This window comes from Spirosoma utsteinense (assembly GCF_014282275.1).
GTDB classification, from domain to species: domain Bacteria; phylum Bacteroidota; class Bacteroidia; order Cytophagales; family Spirosomataceae; genus Spirosoma; species Spirosoma utsteinense.
This window is the reverse complement of the sequence record NZ_VFIA01000010.1, coordinates 181319-196447: the sequence shown is the minus strand read 5'-3', so window position 1 is coordinate 196447 and position 15129 is coordinate 181319. Positions and strand designations below refer to the sequence as shown.

General features: G+C 52.8%; 17 protein-coding genes. 9 read left to right on the top strand and 8 right to left on the bottom strand.

Translation table 11 applies throughout. The annotated features are described in order from the left end of the window. Positions 1 to 206 precede the first annotated feature (206 nt). On the bottom strand, positions 207 to 773 hold the full coding sequence (locus FH603_RS10485) for a porin family protein (protein WP_186737439.1): 567 nt from the start codon (positions 771 to 773) through the stop codon (positions 207 to 209). 157 nt (positions 774 to 930) lie between these two features. Further along, complete coding sequence (locus FH603_RS10480) at positions 931 to 1134, bottom strand: DUF4177 domain-containing protein (RefSeq protein ID WP_186737438.1); 204 nt, start codon at positions 1132 to 1134, stop codon at positions 931 to 933. Positions 1135 to 1547: 413 nt separating this feature from the next. Here FH603_RS10480 and FH603_RS10475 point away from each other — a divergent pair, with 413 nt between their 5' ends. Next, on the top strand, positions 1548 to 2495 hold the full coding sequence (locus FH603_RS10475) for a sugar phosphate isomerase/epimerase family protein (protein ID WP_186737437.1): 948 nt from the start codon (positions 1548 to 1550) through the stop codon (positions 2493 to 2495). A 129-nt stretch (positions 2496 to 2624) separates the two neighbouring features. Here the strand turns inward: FH603_RS10475 and FH603_RS10470 are convergent, their stop codons facing one another. Both FH603_RS10470 and FH603_RS10465 read right to left on the bottom strand, forming a co-directional pair. Further along, positions 2625 to 3764 carry an App1 family protein phosphatidate phosphatase gene (locus tag FH603_RS10470; protein WP_186737436.1) on the bottom strand — a complete coding sequence of 380 codons (1140 nt, stop codon included), beginning with the start codon at positions 3762 to 3764 and terminating at the stop codon, positions 2625 to 2627. Continuing rightward, positions 3761 to 4345 (bottom strand): TIGR04282 family arsenosugar biosynthesis glycosyltransferase, encoded by a 585-nt coding sequence (locus FH603_RS10465; protein WP_186737435.1) that lies wholly within the window; start codon positions 4343 to 4345, stop codon positions 3761 to 3763. Before FH603_RS10465 ends, FH603_RS10470 begins: the two co-directional genes overlap by 4 nt. An 84-nt stretch (positions 4346 to 4429) precedes the next feature. Here FH603_RS10465 and FH603_RS10460 point away from each other — a divergent pair, with 84 nt between their 5' ends. From FH603_RS10460 to FH603_RS10435, 6 genes are all read left to right on the top strand, one after another. After that, positions 4430 to 4804, top strand: a complete 375-nt coding sequence (locus tag FH603_RS10460; RefSeq protein WP_186737434.1) for a Rid family detoxifying hydrolase — start codon at positions 4430 to 4432, stop codon at positions 4802 to 4804. 109 nt (positions 4805 to 4913) lie between these two features. Further along, positions 4914 to 6455 (top strand): glutamate--tRNA ligase, encoded by a 1542-nt coding sequence (gene gltX, locus FH603_RS10455; protein ID WP_186737433.1) that lies wholly within the window; start codon positions 4914 to 4916, stop codon positions 6453 to 6455. Positions 6456 to 6562: 107 nt separating this feature from the next. Then, entirely contained in the window at positions 6563 to 6853 is a 291-nt protein-coding gene (locus FH603_RS10450; RefSeq protein ID WP_186737432.1) for a hypothetical protein, read from the top strand. A gap of 183 nt (positions 6854 to 7036) precedes the next feature. Further along, positions 7037 to 7813, top strand: a complete 777-nt coding sequence (locus tag FH603_RS10445; RefSeq protein ID WP_186737431.1) for a TIGR00266 family protein — start codon at positions 7037 to 7039, stop codon at positions 7811 to 7813. Between the two features lie 90 nt (positions 7814 to 7903). Further along, positions 7904 to 8194 carry a hypothetical protein gene (locus FH603_RS10440; RefSeq protein WP_186737430.1) on the top strand — a complete coding sequence of 97 codons (291 nt, stop codon included), beginning with the start codon at positions 7904 to 7906 and terminating at the stop codon, positions 8192 to 8194. Between the two features lie 122 nt (positions 8195 to 8316). After that, on the top strand, positions 8317 to 9066 hold the full coding sequence (locus FH603_RS10435; protein ID WP_186737429.1) for a hypothetical protein: 750 nt from the start codon (positions 8317 to 8319) through the stop codon (positions 9064 to 9066). 23 nt (positions 9067 to 9089) lie between these two features. On the opposite strand, the gene FH603_RS10430 is transcribed toward FH603_RS10435, so the two are convergent. After that, positions 9090 to 9959, bottom strand: coding sequence for a YitT family protein (locus tag FH603_RS10430; protein WP_186737428.1), 870 nt, complete (start codon positions 9957 to 9959; stop codon positions 9090 to 9092). A gap of 67 nt (positions 9960 to 10026) precedes the next feature. Here FH603_RS10430 and gldD point away from each other — a divergent pair, with 67 nt between their 5' ends. Together gldD and FH603_RS10420 are read left to right on the top strand one after the other, a co-directional pair. Then, the gene (gene gldD / locus FH603_RS10425; protein ID WP_186737427.1) at positions 10027 to 10620 is read left to right on the top strand and encodes a gliding motility lipoprotein GldD; all 594 of its coding nucleotides are present in this window, start codon (positions 10027 to 10029) and stop codon (positions 10618 to 10620) included. Positions 10621 to 10661: 41 nt separating this feature from the next. Further along, a complete protein-coding gene (locus FH603_RS10420) occupies positions 10662 to 11087 on the top strand; it encodes a c-type cytochrome (RefSeq protein ID WP_186737426.1) in 426 nt (141 codons plus the stop codon). A gap of 93 nt (positions 11088 to 11180) precedes the next feature. On the opposite strand, the gene FH603_RS10415 is transcribed toward FH603_RS10420, so the two are convergent. From FH603_RS10415 to FH603_RS10405, 3 genes are all read right to left on the bottom strand, one after another. Beyond that, the gene (locus FH603_RS10415) at positions 11181 to 12791 is read right to left on the bottom strand and encodes an acyl-CoA carboxylase subunit beta (protein ID WP_186737425.1); all 1611 of its coding nucleotides are present in this window, start codon (positions 12789 to 12791) and stop codon (positions 11181 to 11183) included. A 115-nt stretch (positions 12792 to 12906) separates the two neighbouring features. After that, the gene (locus tag FH603_RS10410; RefSeq protein WP_186737424.1) at positions 12907 to 13905 is read right to left on the bottom strand and encodes an MlaD family protein; all 999 of its coding nucleotides are present in this window, start codon (positions 13903 to 13905) and stop codon (positions 12907 to 12909) included. A gap of 212 nt (positions 13906 to 14117) precedes the next feature. Then, a complete protein-coding gene (locus FH603_RS10405; RefSeq protein ID WP_186737452.1) occupies positions 14118 to 14999 on the bottom strand; it encodes an N-acetylmuramoyl-L-alanine amidase family protein in 882 nt (293 codons plus the stop codon). Positions 15000 to 15129: the final 130 nt, after the last annotated feature.

The window sequence follows — 15129 nt, the reverse complement described above, 5'->3', positions numbered from 1 at the left end:
AAGCCGCATTCAGGTGATTGTTGAGGGGCTGTTTGCCGAAGAAGGCAAGGTCATTTCACTGACCTGTTTCCCGTACTTAAAAAACACGACGTTATTAATTTGAATTAGTATAACTATCTTACGCCAATTGATTTTTCTAAGAAATGATCAGGCCATGTTTTTACTACATGACCTGATCATTTCTTAGAAAAATTTAATCACGTTCCTTACTTGATTCGGAAACCGATGCCTAACGTGGTGTTGAAACTGTCGGCCCCAAAACGCCCTATTTTTCTACCTACGTTTTTCTCAGCTAATGCGTTGATTGACCAACGCGAACCTAATTGATATTGAGCGCCAACACCGAGGTTAAACATCCCATAATTGAACTGTTCTCGGTATCGCTCTAAACGGCCTGAGGTGGGCGTTAGATCAACTGTTCGATACAAACCATAGTCAGCCTTCCCATAGAAGTAACCTGCTTGACCAAAAACGGAAAGCCGCTTAGTGCGTAAAAAGTGATACTGAGTTAGTAAACCTGCTCCTGCGTATTGATTGCCATCAGGACCATTGTAATTATAACGTCCCTCTAATCGCAAGGCCCAGCCATCTTTTAGAAAATACTGAGCATAGGGAGTTGCACGCAGATGACCGCCTACATCATCACCCCAGCCAGCTCCTACTCCTACACCTACCTGTACTTGGCCTTGGTTAAGCCAAGGTGTTTCTACTCTTGATTGAGCCCAGCTATATACAGGAAATAACAAACTTAACATCAGCAAATAGTTTTTCATCGTATGAGAATTTGTCTATGCGCCAAATGTACAAGAGTGTGTATATAAAGTACGAACAGTTAACTTATTTTAACGCTGATTACATAAAACGCCTGTAAAATGCGAGATCTATTTCTACTATATAAGTGCTTACATGTTAACTGTTTACATCAGGGGGTTAATCCACGTCTTTTTCAAAGAATAAATAAATGTAAATAGCCGAGCCGAAGCTGACGGTGTTGGTTGAAGCAAGCCGATAGCCTTGCTGAGCGTACTCATCGAGTTTAGTTTGCACTTCGGCTTGGGAATCGTTCAGAATATGCTTGGAATCGAGCGTAAGTTTGGAATAGTAGATTAGGCCTTCAACTTTGTAACTTTTCATAAATAAGGGCTTGGTTTATCGATTAAGGCTTAAAAAAACAACTTAACAGGCTGTTAACAAATTGACTGCCTGGGCATCCTGAATAAAGTTGTCATATAATCGAACGTCATGACAATCTAGGTAACCTATAATCAGGTAAAGTGCCATTGTTTTTAAGGGGTTGCACCCAATGACGGATAAAAAATAGGTTTCCTAAAAGTAAACAGGGCCAACTGAAAGATACCAATACGCTATCTCTCTTTTATTGATTTTCTTATCAAGAGATCGGCTAGCTAAACCCCACGACCAGTGGGGTTAAAACCGGCAAAAAACGGTCATGTATGGAGTTATACTTGATGGCTGCTGCTTGTTTATACTAATCGTTACGTACCCCTCCTATCAGTAGGTAAAGCGGGTTTGTGCGTTTAGTGGGCATGTCTCACTCCTCCCTCACTCGTCGCCAGTTGCTGGCAACCCTGGCCGCCACAGCGGGCGGGTCTGTTCTTGCTGAAGCGACACAAGCGGCTGTCATTGCTCCTACAGCCAGCCAGCCCTTCACGCTTTGTCTCAACATGAGCACCATCCGGGGCCAGAAGCTGGGCTTCGCCAAGGAACTCGAAACGGCGTCGAAAGGGGGATTCCGATCGGTCGAAATCTGGATCGATTCAATTCAGGAATACCTGAAAACGCACTCCACTGCCGACGTTCGCAAACTGCTGACCGACCTGGGCATAACCGTAGAGAACGCTATTGGCTTTGCGCCCTGGATCGTAGACGATGATGCGGCCCGCCAGAAAGGGGCCGATCAGCTCAAGCGCGAAATGGAGATGCTGGCTGAGGTGGGCTGTAGGCGCGTGGCTACCCCGCCCATTGGTGCCCAAACGGCCAAAGATCCAATTATTGACCTGCGTAAAGCCGCCGAACGCTACCGTGCCATTCTCGAAATCAGCGACCAGACCAAAGTCATTCCGCAACTGGAACTCTGGGGTTTCTCAAAAAACCTGAACAAGCTGAGCGAGGTCATGTACGTCGCTACCGAAAGCGGCCACCCCTCGGCCCGGCTGCTGCTGGATATCTATCACCTTTACAAAGGCGGCACGTCGCAGGCCAGCCTGCCGCTCGTGGGCAAGCCCGCCATCGAAGTTTTTCACGTCAACGATTACCCGTCTACGCTGTCCCGCGAAGTGATTGTCGATGCCGACCGGGTGTTTCCGGGCGATGGCGTAGCGCCCATCCGTGATACACTCCGGATGATCAGGCGTACCGATAAACCCATTGTATTATCGCTGGAAGTATTCAATAAAAGTTACTACGCCCAGGATGCGCTCGCCGTTACCAAAACCGCCTTCGCAAAAATGCAGGCTATGGTGAAAGGCATATAGAAACAGGATTAAGATTTTATTTTGGCCTGAGGTTTATGCCGTCAAGGAACGTCCTGTATCCTGGACGGCTACGTCCGGGGGTAAAAACTCTAACCGCCCGGACGTAGCCGTCCAGGATACAGGACGTTGTTACTCTTTGTCCGCCTGTCGGTCAGCCCGGATTTCCGGGATCGTGTCGGAGTCGATCAGGCCGAGCGACGCTGCGTGTTCGGCAGCCGCCACCGTATCCGTGACGAGGAGCATGGGGACATGACTGGTCTCGGCTGTCCGGATCAACTCACGAACGGACGCATCGCGGGTTTCGGGCGTCACATCGCGGATGTAGATCGCTCTGATTCGGCCGGGGTTCTCGCGCACTACCTGCGTGTAAATTTCAGGGTCCTGCTGCCCGCTGTCGCCGATAAGTACAAACGGCAGCTGCGGGTTCACATCGAGCACTTTCCGGATCATAGCCAGCTTGTGGGTGTGGTGCGAATCGGATGACAGCAGGGCCGGGTCGAAGCCCAGATCCCGCAATAAAATCGGTCCTTTGGGAATACCCTGAATCCGGAAGAAGTCGATCAGCAGATCGTAGAGATTCCACGGGCTGCTCGATACATAATAGATCGGGTTGAACAGCGTCGTGATCGGTCCGCTTTGCAGCGCCCGGTAAAAAGCCGCTACGCCCGCGAAGGGCAACCGCGTATAGGCGTTCCCCAGAAATGTGAGCCGGGCGGTTTGAAGCAGACTCGTTGCGCCGGTAACCAGAACGGTATCGTCGATGTCGGAAATAACGCCAAACTGGCTAAACTGGGGCGATATCATCATATACCCTTCTTTCTCGACGGGCTCGCCCGTGGTGGGCTGTACAAGGCCATCGAGCGAGTAGCGTACCGGAAACCATACCCGGCCGGGATTGGCAATGAGCACCCCATCGGGTGGGTTGATCGTTACCTCAAAATACCCTTCCTCATCCGTTACGGTCGTATAGGCCTTGTCAAAAGCCTCAACCCGTACCGTCACGCCCGGCACTTCGTCGCTCTCGAAGCGCTGGTAGGTAGCCAGCAGGTTCTGCCAGAAGCGGTCGTTGTCGGATGGTGTGCTCAGGTCACGTTCGCGCAGGACCCGCCCTTTGAGCCAGACCGCCGATGGCGAGCCAAAGCCCCGGTAGTACACGATCTTGTAGGGTTTATCGGCATCGAGCCGCCCGAAGAGACGGTTTTTGAGTCGATCGAAATGGACTTCAGCGCCGGAAGCGGTAGTCAGTAAAAAATCTTTCCAGGTACTCATTTCAGTGCATGTTCATAGTCGGCCCATTCATCGATATCGGTCAGTTCGTCCAGCCGCTCAACCGTCAGGCCGTTCTGCCGGCTGGCCAGTTCGGTCAGCTGGCCCAGCTCGGGCTGGCTCCAGGGCATACCGTCGAACAGGGCCGGGTGAAGTTTCTTCATGGCAAGCAGGTAATAGCCGCCATCCGTTGCCGGGCCAATGACAACGTCGGCCCGGGCCAGAGCCGCAAACGCCTGTTCAATGTGACAGGCCGTAATGGAGAGGCAATCGCTGCCAATGATAGCTACCGGGCCAGCACCCTGCTCAAACTGCTCCCGAAATGCTTCCTGCATCCGCTGGCCCAGGTCCTGACCCGATTGCAGCTGCTTTTCGTAGCCGTTCCAGCCGTCGTCCTCATTGACAAAATCCCCATAATACACCACCCGCCGACAGCGCAGTGGCCGTGTGATAGCCTGCGTGTGCCGAAGCAAATGCTGGTACACGGCTACGGCCTGCTCGTTGCCAACGGTGCGGGCAATACGGGTCTTGACGGTACCGGGAATTGGGTTTTTAACGAAGATGATGAGCGTACTTTCGGCCATACGGGGGTTTGTCGGTAACTTTGCGGAGGCATGTAGGATCGGGCAACTCGTCCCGTTACCCGAAGACTACCAAAATAAAAATCAATGAACAAGGAAATTGTTTATACTGAACAGGCACCAGCGCCCATCGGGCCCTATAGCCAGGCCGTAAAAGTAACCGCTACCGGCATGTTGTTCGTATCGGGGCAGGTAGCCATTGATCTGGCACCCCTGGGCGACATCAAGGCCGAAACGCATCAGGTTATGAAAAACATAGGCGCCATCCTGCAGGCCGCCGACATGGATTTTACGAACATCGTCAAGAGCAGCATCTTCGTGAAGGACATGAATAACTTTGCGGCCATCAACGAGGTGTACGGAACGTTTTTTGCGTTTGAGCCGCCCGCCCGCGAAACGGTGGAAGTGGCCCGTCTGCCCAAGGATGTCAATGTTGAAATTTCAGTAATAGCTGTCCAATAGAGAAAAAGGAGGAAGGGGAGGAAAGGGAGGATGGAGCAAAGGGATCTGCGGTCGCAATCCTTTTGCCCCTTTCCTCCATCCTCCCTTTCCTCCCCTTCCTCCCCCAATTATGTCAAAACCCGTTCGCGTTCGTTTCGCGCCAAGCCCCACCGGCCCGCTGCACATCGGCGGAGTGCGTACCGCGCTTTATAATTACCTGTTTGCCCGGAAGATGGGTGGCAAAATGCTCCTGCGTATCGAAGATACCGATCAGAATCGGTTTGTACCGGGTGCCGAAGAATACATCGTCGAAGCCCTGCACTGGGCCGGCATCGTTATAGACGAAGGACAGGGCGTAGGTGGTCCGCATGCACCCTACCGCCAGTCGGAGCGCCGGGCTATTTACCAGAAAGAGGCCCAGCGGCTCGTCGACGAAGGAAAAGCCTATTATGCCTTCGATACGGCCGAAGAACTGGACGCTATGCGGCAGCGGCTCGAAGCAGCCAATGCGCCGGCTGCACAGTATAATTCCATCACGCGGATGCAGATGCGCAACTCGCTGACCCTGAAAGCCGACGAGGTAAAGGCCCGCATAGACGCCGGTGACCCGTATGTTATCCGGCTGAAAACACCCCGAAAAGAAGAGGTTCGACTCAATGATCTGATCCGCGGCTGGGTAAACGTCCATTCGTCGGCTATCGATGATAAAGTTCTCCTGAAATCGGACGGGTTGCCAACCTATCACCTGGCCAATATCGTGGACGACCACCTGATGGAGATCACCCACGTGATCCGGGGTGAGGAGTGGCTGCCGTCGGCTCCGCTGCATGTGTTGCTGTACCGGTACCTGGGTTGGGAAGATACGATGCCGCAGTTTGCTCACCTGCCGCTGTTGCTGAAGCCTGAAGGCAACGGCAAACTCAGTAAGCGCGATGCCGACCTTGGTGGTTTCCCCATCTTCCCTCTTCAATGGACCGATCCCGTTACGGGCGTTGTGGCCAAAGGGTTTCGGGAAGAAGGTTACCTGCCCGAGGCCACGATCAACTTCCTGGCCTTGCTGGGCTGGAATCCCGGCACCGAGCAGGAACTGTTCACGATGGACGAGTTGATTGCCAGCTTCGACCTGACGCAGGTGCATAAGGCCGGGGCCCGGTTCGACATCCAGAAGGCGCAGTGGTTCAATCACCAGTACATTCGGTTGCGGCCCGATGCTGAACTGGCCCCTACCGTGCAGCAACAAGCCGAAGCCGCCGGGTTCGACTGCCCGCCCGAAAAAGCCGAAAAGATCGTATCGCTCCTGAAAGGACGAATTAATTTCGCCCACGAGATATTTACCGAAGCGGCTACGATCTTCAACGCGCCAACGACCTATGACGAAGCTATTGCAGCCGCGAAATGGAACGACGACGCGGTACGGGCGGTAACGGCTTTTCGCGATGCATTACAGGCGTATGACGGCCCGTTTATGGCCGATGATATCAAACACACGCTGGGCGATGCGATGACGCAGGCGGGTATCAAGCAGGGCAAGATCATGCAGGCTATGCGGCTGGCGCTGACGGGTACCGGTGCCGGACCTGATCTGATGCTGACCATGGAAATCATTGGTAAAGACGAGACGGTCGGGCGGCTGGAAACGGCGCTAAACACGTTGAAAACAGCAGTTAAATAGATAAGAAGAACACAGTTGGTTCGGATTTGATAGATTTTTGCCTATTTACGAAGAGGAAATCCGCTCCAATCCGTTTTACCCGTACCAACCGTGTTCTGTTAGTAATCATGGCAAAGAAAAAACCGAATCCCGACGAAAACGAAAAACCCCGCGTTCATAAAGAACTGGAAGGGTTCGATATTCAGATCAACTCGTTTGGCGAGATCACGACGAGTTTCGACATAGACAAGATCAACCAGTTTCTGAATAAGACGGTGGATGATAAAAAACTGCGCCATCGCACCGACCTTAATCTCAAAGGTGAACCGCTCCCCAACGAGGCCGAAGCCAAAGAAGGGGACGATGAGGAACTGAACCTGGACGATGATATCGATCTGGACGAAAAGCCAAGACGGTAAGTAGCGGGTGACGTGCCGACACACTACGCACGACATCCATCTTCCGCACCACCTGCAAGCCCAACCCGTCAAATCGCCCGGTTGGGCTTTTTTTGTGCCGTTTGTACGAAAAACGCGTCGCTCAATCGGGCACATTCAGTAGTTTCGAATGAGTAAACCAGAAACAAGAACCGAAACCCGACTATGTATTCTCACGAAATCGACTACAAAATCATCGGCGAAGATATCCAGATCGTCGAAATTGAACTGGACCCCAACGAGACCGTCATTGCCGAAGCTGGCTCCATGCTGTATATGGAAGACGGTATCCAGTTTGAAACCAAAATGGGCGACGGCTCCCAGCCCGACCAGGGGTTTCTGGGTAAACTGCTACAGGCGGGGTCGCGGGTGATCATGGGCGAGTCGCTGTTCATGACCCACTTCACCAACCGGGGCAACGGGAAGCGTAAAGTGACTTTTGCCGCACCTTATCCCGGCACGGTAATGCCCATTAACTTATCCGGTGTTTACGGAAATACACTGATCGTTCAGAAAGACGCGTTCCTGTGTGCTGCGCTGGGCACCAAGATGAGCATCCATTTCAACCAGAAAATGGGAGCTGGCTTTTTTGGTGGCGAAGGCTTCATTCTTCAGAAAATTCAGGGCGACGGCATGGCCTTTATTCATGCGGGCGGTGTGGTGATCGAGCGCACCCTGAACAACGAGATCCTGCGGGTAGATACGGGCTGTGTAGTAGGGTTTGAGCCAAGTGTCAACTTCGATATTCAGCGGGCGGGTGGTCTGCGGAGTATGGTGTTCGGGGGCGAAGGCCTGTTCCTGGCTACGTTGCGCGGTTCCGGAAAAGTCTGGATTCAGAGTATGCCCATCTCCAAACTGGTACAGCGGCTGTCGGCCAGTGGCGGTCAGGGGAACAAAGAAAGTGGCTCTGTTCTAGGCCAGTTGGGTGGACTGCTGGATTAAGTCTGAATCAGAATTTAGTCCCAAACCGGATACTTTTGCCTGAAATTGTGTTAACCGGTAGAATCTGACAAAACGTAGGCATAGATGAGTATGGAGATCATTTGCACAAACGACAAATTTCCGGCACCGGTGCTGGCCTTTTACGCGGAGTTTGGCATTCAGACCCCAAAGAAGGACCAGATTTATACCGTTCGCCAGGTAAAGCGCCACACAACGGGCGACACGGGCGTGTTGCTCAACGAGATTCAAAATCCCGATGTGCCGGTGAAACACCCGGTTATGGGCGAAGTCTGGTTTGAGCCTACCTTCAACATCAACCGATTTGCCACACTGCTCGGCCAGCCGGTTCGGCAGGAGGAAATGGAAGACGTGAATGTGTAAGCGCGCTTGCTGATATTAAATTTACTGTAGGGCAAAAAAAGTTACTTCACTGGATTGAGGTAACTTTTTTCTTTTCATATATTTCGGAACTGTGCATGGATTGAGCATAGTAACCAAACCGTATGAAAAACAGAATCATAGGAATAGGCCTGCTGATTGCGGGCGCAGCAACAACGGGTCAGGCGCAGGATACGACGAAGCGATCGGTAACCGGGTTCCGGTTTGGTACTGAATCGGGGTTGCTCACGAACAATAGCCTCACCGCTATTCAGCAAAAACTTCAGCAAACAAACATCGATGCCAAAGCGGTAGGGGACAAGTTCAGCAACGTTACGTTTTCATTCGTACGCGACTGGCCGAAACACACCGCCGAAACACGTTTCCTGTTTATGGGTACTACCAGTAACGGTCCGGCTGTTAGTCCGGCCATTCGGCGGGCACGCCTTAGCGGGTTTGGCGTCGGTTTTTCCGGTACCTACAAGTTAATCAACACACGTCGATTCATTGTAGGGCCTATGTTTGGCTACGATATGATGTGGTACCGGCTGGCGCTGCTCCCGGTTGACCGTGACAATCTCTTACTCGCCACTATTGCTAATAACCCGGCTGCTTATAACCCTGTCACCTTCCGGCAGGGATTATACCTGAATCTGCATGCAGCGGCTGCCGGGGAGTACCGGCTATACTGGTTAAAGAGATACTACGATGAATTGCGGGTGGGTGCCCGGGTGGGCTACCAACTGCCGTCATTTGGCCAAGGCCAATGGCGGTTCAACGACGGGACCATCGGCGATCTGCCCCGCTTCCAGCCAAAAATGTTATACTATCAGGTTGGTGTTTCGTTCTTTCCCAAAAAGCGGCCAAGAACCTAGCGACCGTGGACTGACGGCCCGCTTTAGTGGAGTGGCAGGCTTTTCACCTTCCCGCCACCAACATCGTTTATGCCGTGCTGGGTTATAAAGGCATTGGGGTCAATTTCGTTGATGATCGCTTTCAACCGACCAATTTCGAGCCGGGTAATTACCGTGTACAGTACATCCTGAGCCTGTACACGGGCCCCATGCTTACCGTGTCCCTGCTGCCCGGCCAATACTGTAACGCCCCAGCCCATTTCGGTCAGACGGATCTGAATTTGGGGATGATTGGGCGATACGATCATAATAGCCGTATACTCTTCCAAACCATGTACCAGGAAATCGATCATCTTGGAGGCTGCGAAATAGGTGATGATCGAATACAGAGCGAGTTCAAGGGTGAGAAAGAAGGCGGCTGCGCTAAAAATGAACACGTTGAGCAACAGGATCACGTCACTGACCTTAAGTAAGTTACTGCTCCGGCTTATGAGCAAAGCCGCTATCTCGGTACCATCCAGCACAGCCCCGCCCCGCATGGCCAGACCGATGCCGAGACCCAGGAAGAAACCGCCAAAAATAGCCGTCAGTAGTAAGTCGGGTGTAACATCGGGGTAGGGGACAAAGACGATGCAGAGCGACAACCCGGCGATGGCAATGGCACTTTTGAGCGCAAACTGACCGCCTATCTGCCGGTAACCAAGAATGATAAAGGGTAGGTTAATGACTGGAATCAACGCGGCCAGGGGCCAGCCGAACAGATCGGCCAGCAGCATAGAGACGCCGGTAACCCCCCCGTCGATGAAGTGGCTCGACAACAGAAACCCTTTCAGTCCCATGCCGGCGCTCAGGATGCCGGCTACAATCAATACAAAGTTTTTTACGGGTTGAAACCAGGTGGGGCGCTGAGACATTATGTGGAATTTTACGGTTAGACTAAGAAAGCAATAAGCATCGTTTATGTAACGTCACGCCTTTTTTATGAAACTAAGCCATTGTGCATTTGTTGGTTGCCTCGCTCTGATCATGACCGCCTGCGGCAGCGATACCGCTGACAACTATGTACCCAAACCGAAGGCCTATCCGCGCTTCGATTTGCCGGTACCCCGGTATACCCAGATAGCGCCGACTCATCCTTACCAGTTCGAGTACAATAGTATAGCCCGAATCCTGCCCGATACGTTCGCCCGCGCTGAGCCACACTGGATTTTTATTAACTATCCGGCTTTCCATGCCAGTGTTCAGTTGACTTACAAGCCGATCCGGAATGACGTAAACCGGTTGCGGGGTATGCTCGAAGATTCGTACAAACTGGCCGCCCGGCACAATATCAAAGCCTATGCCATCGAGCAACGGACGCTCAAGTTGAAATCGGGTCTGGAGGCCAGCCTGATCGATCTGTCGGGGGAGGTGCCAAGCCAGGTCCAGTTCGTAACGACCGACTCGACAACCCATTTCCTGCGGGGGGCGTTATACTTCAGTACGGCGACTCAGAACGATTCGCTTCAACCCATTATCCAATATATTCGCAAGGACATGCTGCACCTGCTGAACACGCTGAAATGGCGGAAATAAGCATTGCCAACGAAGCGAATATCAACAATCAAGGTTACGCTATGAAAATCATATATACACTTCTGGTTTGCCTGTCAGTCTCGGCAGGCTATGCCCAAACGAAAAAAGCGGTTACCAGGCCAACGGCGACAACAGCCGCCGAGGCTGTCAAACTCCCCGGTCAGGCCATTTACCAGCAATATTGCCTGGCCTGCCATCAGGCCGATGGATCGGGCGTACCCAACCTGAACCCGCCCCTGCGCGGTACTGATTGGGTACTGGGTGACAAAAATCGACTCATCAACGTGCTGCTGAAGGGATTACAGGGGGAGGAAGTGGAAGGCGAAGTATACGATAATGCGATGCCTGCTCATGACTTTCTGGACAATACCCAAATTGCCGATGTACTGACCTACATCCGTAGCAACTTCACCAACAAGGCCGATGCGGTAACGCCCGATCAGGTAAAGGCCGCACGCGGTAAGTAGCCTGGACGGCTACGTCCGGGTAGAAACTATTTTTTCACCCGAACGTAGTCGTCCAGACTACTTGTCAACCACTAGGTCATTCAGAAAAATGACCTACGTCTGAATAACGCCTACTGAAAAAGGTTTTGTAATAGGCGCGTGGTTAGCAGCAGCGATGCCTTCAGACAGGGTCTGGCGTGTATGGAGCGGGTCGATGACAGCGTCGACCCAAAGCCGGGCTGCTGCATAATAGGGTGATAATTGTGCGTTGTACTGATCGGTGATCTTCGTCAGCAACGCCTGTTCCGCTTCGGGCGTGATGACTTCACCTTTGGCTTTGAGCGAGGCTACCTGAATCTGAACCAGTGTTTTAGCCGCCGATGCACCACTCATTACGGCCATCTGGGCCGTGGGCCAGGCCAGCATCAGGCGCGGGTCATAGGCTTTGCCACACATGGCGTAGTTACCCGCGCCATAGCTGTTGCCGATCACAACCGTAAATTTCGGCACCACCGAGTTTGCCATAGCGCTCACCATCTTGGCCCCGTCTTTAATAATGCCGCCCTGCTCGGCCCGGCTCCCCACCATGAAGCCCGACACATCCTGCAAAAACACGAGCGGAATCCGTTTCTGGTTGCAGTTCATGATGAACCGGGCGGCTTTGTCGGCTGCGTCGCCGTAGATGACGCCCCCCATCTGCATTTCGGTGGGCTGTCCGGTCCGGCCTTTGGCCTTCACTACTTTACGCTGGTTGGCTACGATACCCACCGCCCAGCCATCGATTCGGGCGTAGCCGCACAGCAGCGACTGACCGTAACCGGGCTTGTATTCGTCAAAATCAGATGCGTCGATGAGCCGCTCAATAACCTCCCGCATATCATAAGGCTTCACCCGGTCGGCGGGGAGGATTTGATAGATGTCGGCCGGGTCTTTGGCGGGCAAAACGGGTTCGGCCCGGTCGAAGCCGGCGGTTTCGGAGCGGCCCGTTTTGTCAAGGATGCGCTTAATGGCGTCCAGACAGCTTTTATCGTCCGGGTAGCGGTTATCGATAACCCCCGAAATGTCAGTGTGGGTGACGGCTCCGCCGAGCGTTTCGGCGTCGACATCCTCGCCTATGGACGCTTTGACCAGATAGGGCCCGGCCAGAAAAATAGAGCCTGTCCCGTCAACGATCAAGGCTTCGTCGGACATGATGGGCAAATAAGCTCCACCAGCTACACAACTGCCCATCACAGCCGCTACCTGCAACACACCCATAGCGGATAGGTGGGCGTTGTTGCGGAATGTGCGGCCAAAATGCTCTTTGTCGGCGAATACTTCGTCCTGAAGCGGCAGGTACACGCCGGCGCTATCGACCAGATAAATGATTGGCAGCCGGTTCTCCATCGCGATCTCCTGCGCCCGGAGGTTCTTTTTAGCCGTGATCGGAAACCAGGCCCCTGCCTTTACGGTCGCGTCGTTGGCGACGATTACACACTGGCGTCCCAATACATAACCAATACCTACAATCACACCGCCTGAGGGGCATCCCCCGTGTTCCGGATACAGGCCTTCGCCGGTAAACAGGCCAATCTCCACGAAGCGACTGTCGGTGTCGGTAAGGTAATCGATGCGCTCCCGGGCGGTTAATTTGCCCTTGCGGTGCTGATCATCTATTTTCTTCTGGCCACCACCCAGTTTGGTCTGGATAGTGCGCTGCGTTAGTTCGTCGAGAAGGAGTTGCATGAAGGTGGTTTAGGAGTAACCAGCCCTGCCAGTGGTCGTAGACCCTGGTAGTGGCTGTATTCTGGTTGATTGGCATACCGCCACTACCAGGGTCTATGACCACTGGCAGGGCTAATTACTGCCGGGTAGAATCCACTTTCGTGGTGGTCACGGTGGTGACTGTTGCGCTGCCCGGTTTGGTATCGGCGGCTTTGTCTTTCTTGCCAAACAGTGAGAAGTGAACGTAGCGCTTTGGGTTCTCGCGCAGGTCGGTCAGGAGTTTTTCGAGACTGGCCGTAGTGGCGTTGACGTTACGGTAGAGTGAGTCGTTGGAGGTAAGCTTGCCCAATGATCCTTTCCCTTCGTTGATTGACCCTAAGATCTTTTGCAGATTGTCGACCGTTTTATTCACGCTGCCGAGGGTCTGTTTCAGTTGAAGGCCCTGGAGCGAATCGGCAAACGTGTCGGCCTTGGCCAGAATTGGTTTTAGTTGTTTTTCCGTCTCCACCAGCGAACTCGACAGGCGGTTCACATTGTCGAGCGTTGTTTTCAGGCCAACCCGGTTCTCGGCAATGGCCAGATCGAGGGTTCGAACCCCGGCATTGGCTGCCCGAAGCGTTTGATTGAGCACAATACCGGTCTGGTCGAATTGCCCGACTACCCGGTTCAGCTGATAGGTCAGCGAATCGACGTTGTTCAACACCGGTAAGGTTTTCTCCTTGATCAGTGCCGATAGGCCGGTTTCTTTCGCCGACACCAGTTGCCCACCGTCTGCCAGTTCTGGTGTGCCTTGCTTGATTCCCAACCGAATCAGTTTCCCGCCCAGTAGTCCGTCGTCGGCCAGTACGGCCCGCGATCCCTGGGTAACCCGGATACCGTCTTTGACTTCAATGGTAACCAGCAGCCTGTTGCCCTTGTCCTGTAAAATCTTGATGTTACGGATCTGTCCAACCGTCAACCCGTTGATCTGCACCGGGTTAGACGCCGTTAGTCCATCGATATTATCGTAAATGACGGTGTATTTATGATTGGACGAAAAGAAGTCGGAGCCTTTCAGGAAGTTGAACCCGAAAAAAAGCATCAATAACGAGACGACGGCCAACAAGCCGACTTTTACTTCCTGAGAGATTTTCATGTGTACGTAAAGTGAACAGCCGGGCGGGTTGCTCAACCGGTTTGGCTGAACGTATAACCAACTACGTAAGGTATTTGTCCCGAAAGAGTGCAAAAAAGGATAGTCGGTAAATTGGGAGAAGAAAGGAGAAAGAACGAAAAAGACGAACGGGAGGCTGCCAGTCTGCATTTTTCCGTTCGTCTTTTCTGTTCTTTCTCCTTTCTTCTCTCTGCTTAATTTGCCGCTTCAACTTCCTCTTTGTATTGGGAGAATGCTTTATAGATAGCGCTGGCAATCTGCTCCTGGCCTTCTTTCGACTTTAAAAACAACTCTTCGGCCGGGTTGGTCAGATACCCACTTTCGATCAGGATGCTGGGCATGGTCGTTTTCCAGAGGACAATGAAACCCGCCTGCTTAACACCATTGCTCTTGCGATCAGCATTATGCCGGAAGCTGCGCTCTATTTTCTCGGCAAAATTAATGCTGCTTGTCATGAACGCGTGCTGGTAGTTAGCCAGCATAATGGTTGCCAGGGGAGAGTTAGGGTTAAATCCTTTGTAGGTCTGCTGGTAGTTTTTTTCCTGCAGGATAACCGCGTTTTCACGTCGGGCTACGTCAAGATTGCTTTGGGTTCTGTGGAGCCCCAGGGTGTAGGTTTCGGTGCCATACACGCGACTGCTCGATGGGCTGGCGTTGCAGTGAATGGAAATGAACAGGTCGGCCCGGCTACGATTGGCAATGGCACCTCGTTCGTATAAATCGACGAAATGATCGGAAGACCGCGTATAAATCACCCGAATGTTCGGGTGGTTCGCCTTGATCTTACGGCCCAGTTGGAGGATTAAATCCAAATTGATCGTCTTCTCTTTGGCATACCGCCCGTGTGTGCCGGGGTCTTTACCACCATGACCTGCGTCAAGTACCACCGTCCGGAGCTGGTTAGACAGGCTCTCGGCGGGGGCTTCTGCGTCGGTTTCGGCTGCGCGTGGGGCGCTTCCCTGCCTGACTCCCGACTGGCGGACAGTGTCCTGAGTCAGATCGGGCAGCAAGTCGATCCGGGCAGGCACTATAGTAAGCGCCAGCAGCGGAAAGACCGCCAGTAGCAGCGTTGTTATTATTCCGGGAGCCGGAACCAACGACCGACTCGCGGTTGGTTTAATAATTTTTAACAGGGGAAAACGTTTCAAAGCGATAGCGGGATGACTGTTCGTGAATACCTTTGTAAGCCATAGGATTAACGATCTT

Coding starts and splice junctions, on each gene's coding strand:
- FH603_RS10450 (WP_186737432.1), top strand. CDS start 6,563: ATGGCAAAGAAAAAACCGAATCCCGACGAAAACGAAAAACCCCGCGTT.
- FH603_RS10430 (WP_186737428.1), bottom strand. CDS start 9,959: ATGTCTCAGCGCCCCACCTGGTTTCAACCCGTAAAAAACTTTGTATTG.
- FH603_RS10410 (WP_186737424.1), bottom strand. CDS start 13,905: ATGAAAATCTCTCAGGAAGTAAAAGTCGGCTTGTTGGCCGTCGTCTCG.
- FH603_RS10415 (WP_186737425.1), bottom strand. CDS start 12,791: ATGCAACTCCTTCTCGACGAACTAACGCAGCGCACTATCCAGACCAAA.
- gldD (WP_186737427.1), top strand. CDS start 10,027: ATGAAACTAAGCCATTGTGCATTTGTTGGTTGCCTCGCTCTGATCATG.
- FH603_RS10460 (WP_186737434.1), top strand. CDS start 4,430: ATGAACAAGGAAATTGTTTATACTGAACAGGCACCAGCGCCCATCGGG.
- FH603_RS10480 (WP_186737438.1), bottom strand. CDS start 1,134: ATGAAAAGTTACAAAGTTGAAGGCCTAATCTACTATTCCAAACTTACG.
- FH603_RS10435 (WP_186737429.1), top strand. CDS start 8,317: ATGAAAAACAGAATCATAGGAATAGGCCTGCTGATTGCGGGCGCAGCA.
- FH603_RS10420 (WP_186737426.1), top strand. CDS start 10,662: ATGAAAATCATATATACACTTCTGGTTTGCCTGTCAGTCTCGGCAGGC.
- FH603_RS10485 (WP_186737439.1), bottom strand. CDS start 773: ATGAAAAACTATTTGCTGATGTTAAGTTTGTTATTTCCTGTATATAGC.
- FH603_RS10475 (WP_186737437.1), top strand. CDS start 1,548: ATGTCTCACTCCTCCCTCACTCGTCGCCAGTTGCTGGCAACCCTGGCC.
- FH603_RS10445 (WP_186737431.1), top strand. CDS start 7,037: ATGTATTCTCACGAAATCGACTACAAAATCATCGGCGAAGATATCCAG.
- FH603_RS10470 (WP_186737436.1), bottom strand. CDS start 3,764: ATGAGTACCTGGAAAGATTTTTTACTGACTACCGCTTCCGGCGCTGAA.
- gltX (WP_186737433.1), top strand. CDS start 4,914: ATGTCAAAACCCGTTCGCGTTCGTTTCGCGCCAAGCCCCACCGGCCCG.
- FH603_RS10465 (WP_186737435.1), bottom strand. CDS start 4,345: ATGGCCGAAAGTACGCTCATCATCTTCGTTAAAAACCCAATTCCCGGT.
- FH603_RS10440 (WP_186737430.1), top strand. CDS start 7,904: ATGGAGATCATTTGCACAAACGACAAATTTCCGGCACCGGTGCTGGCC.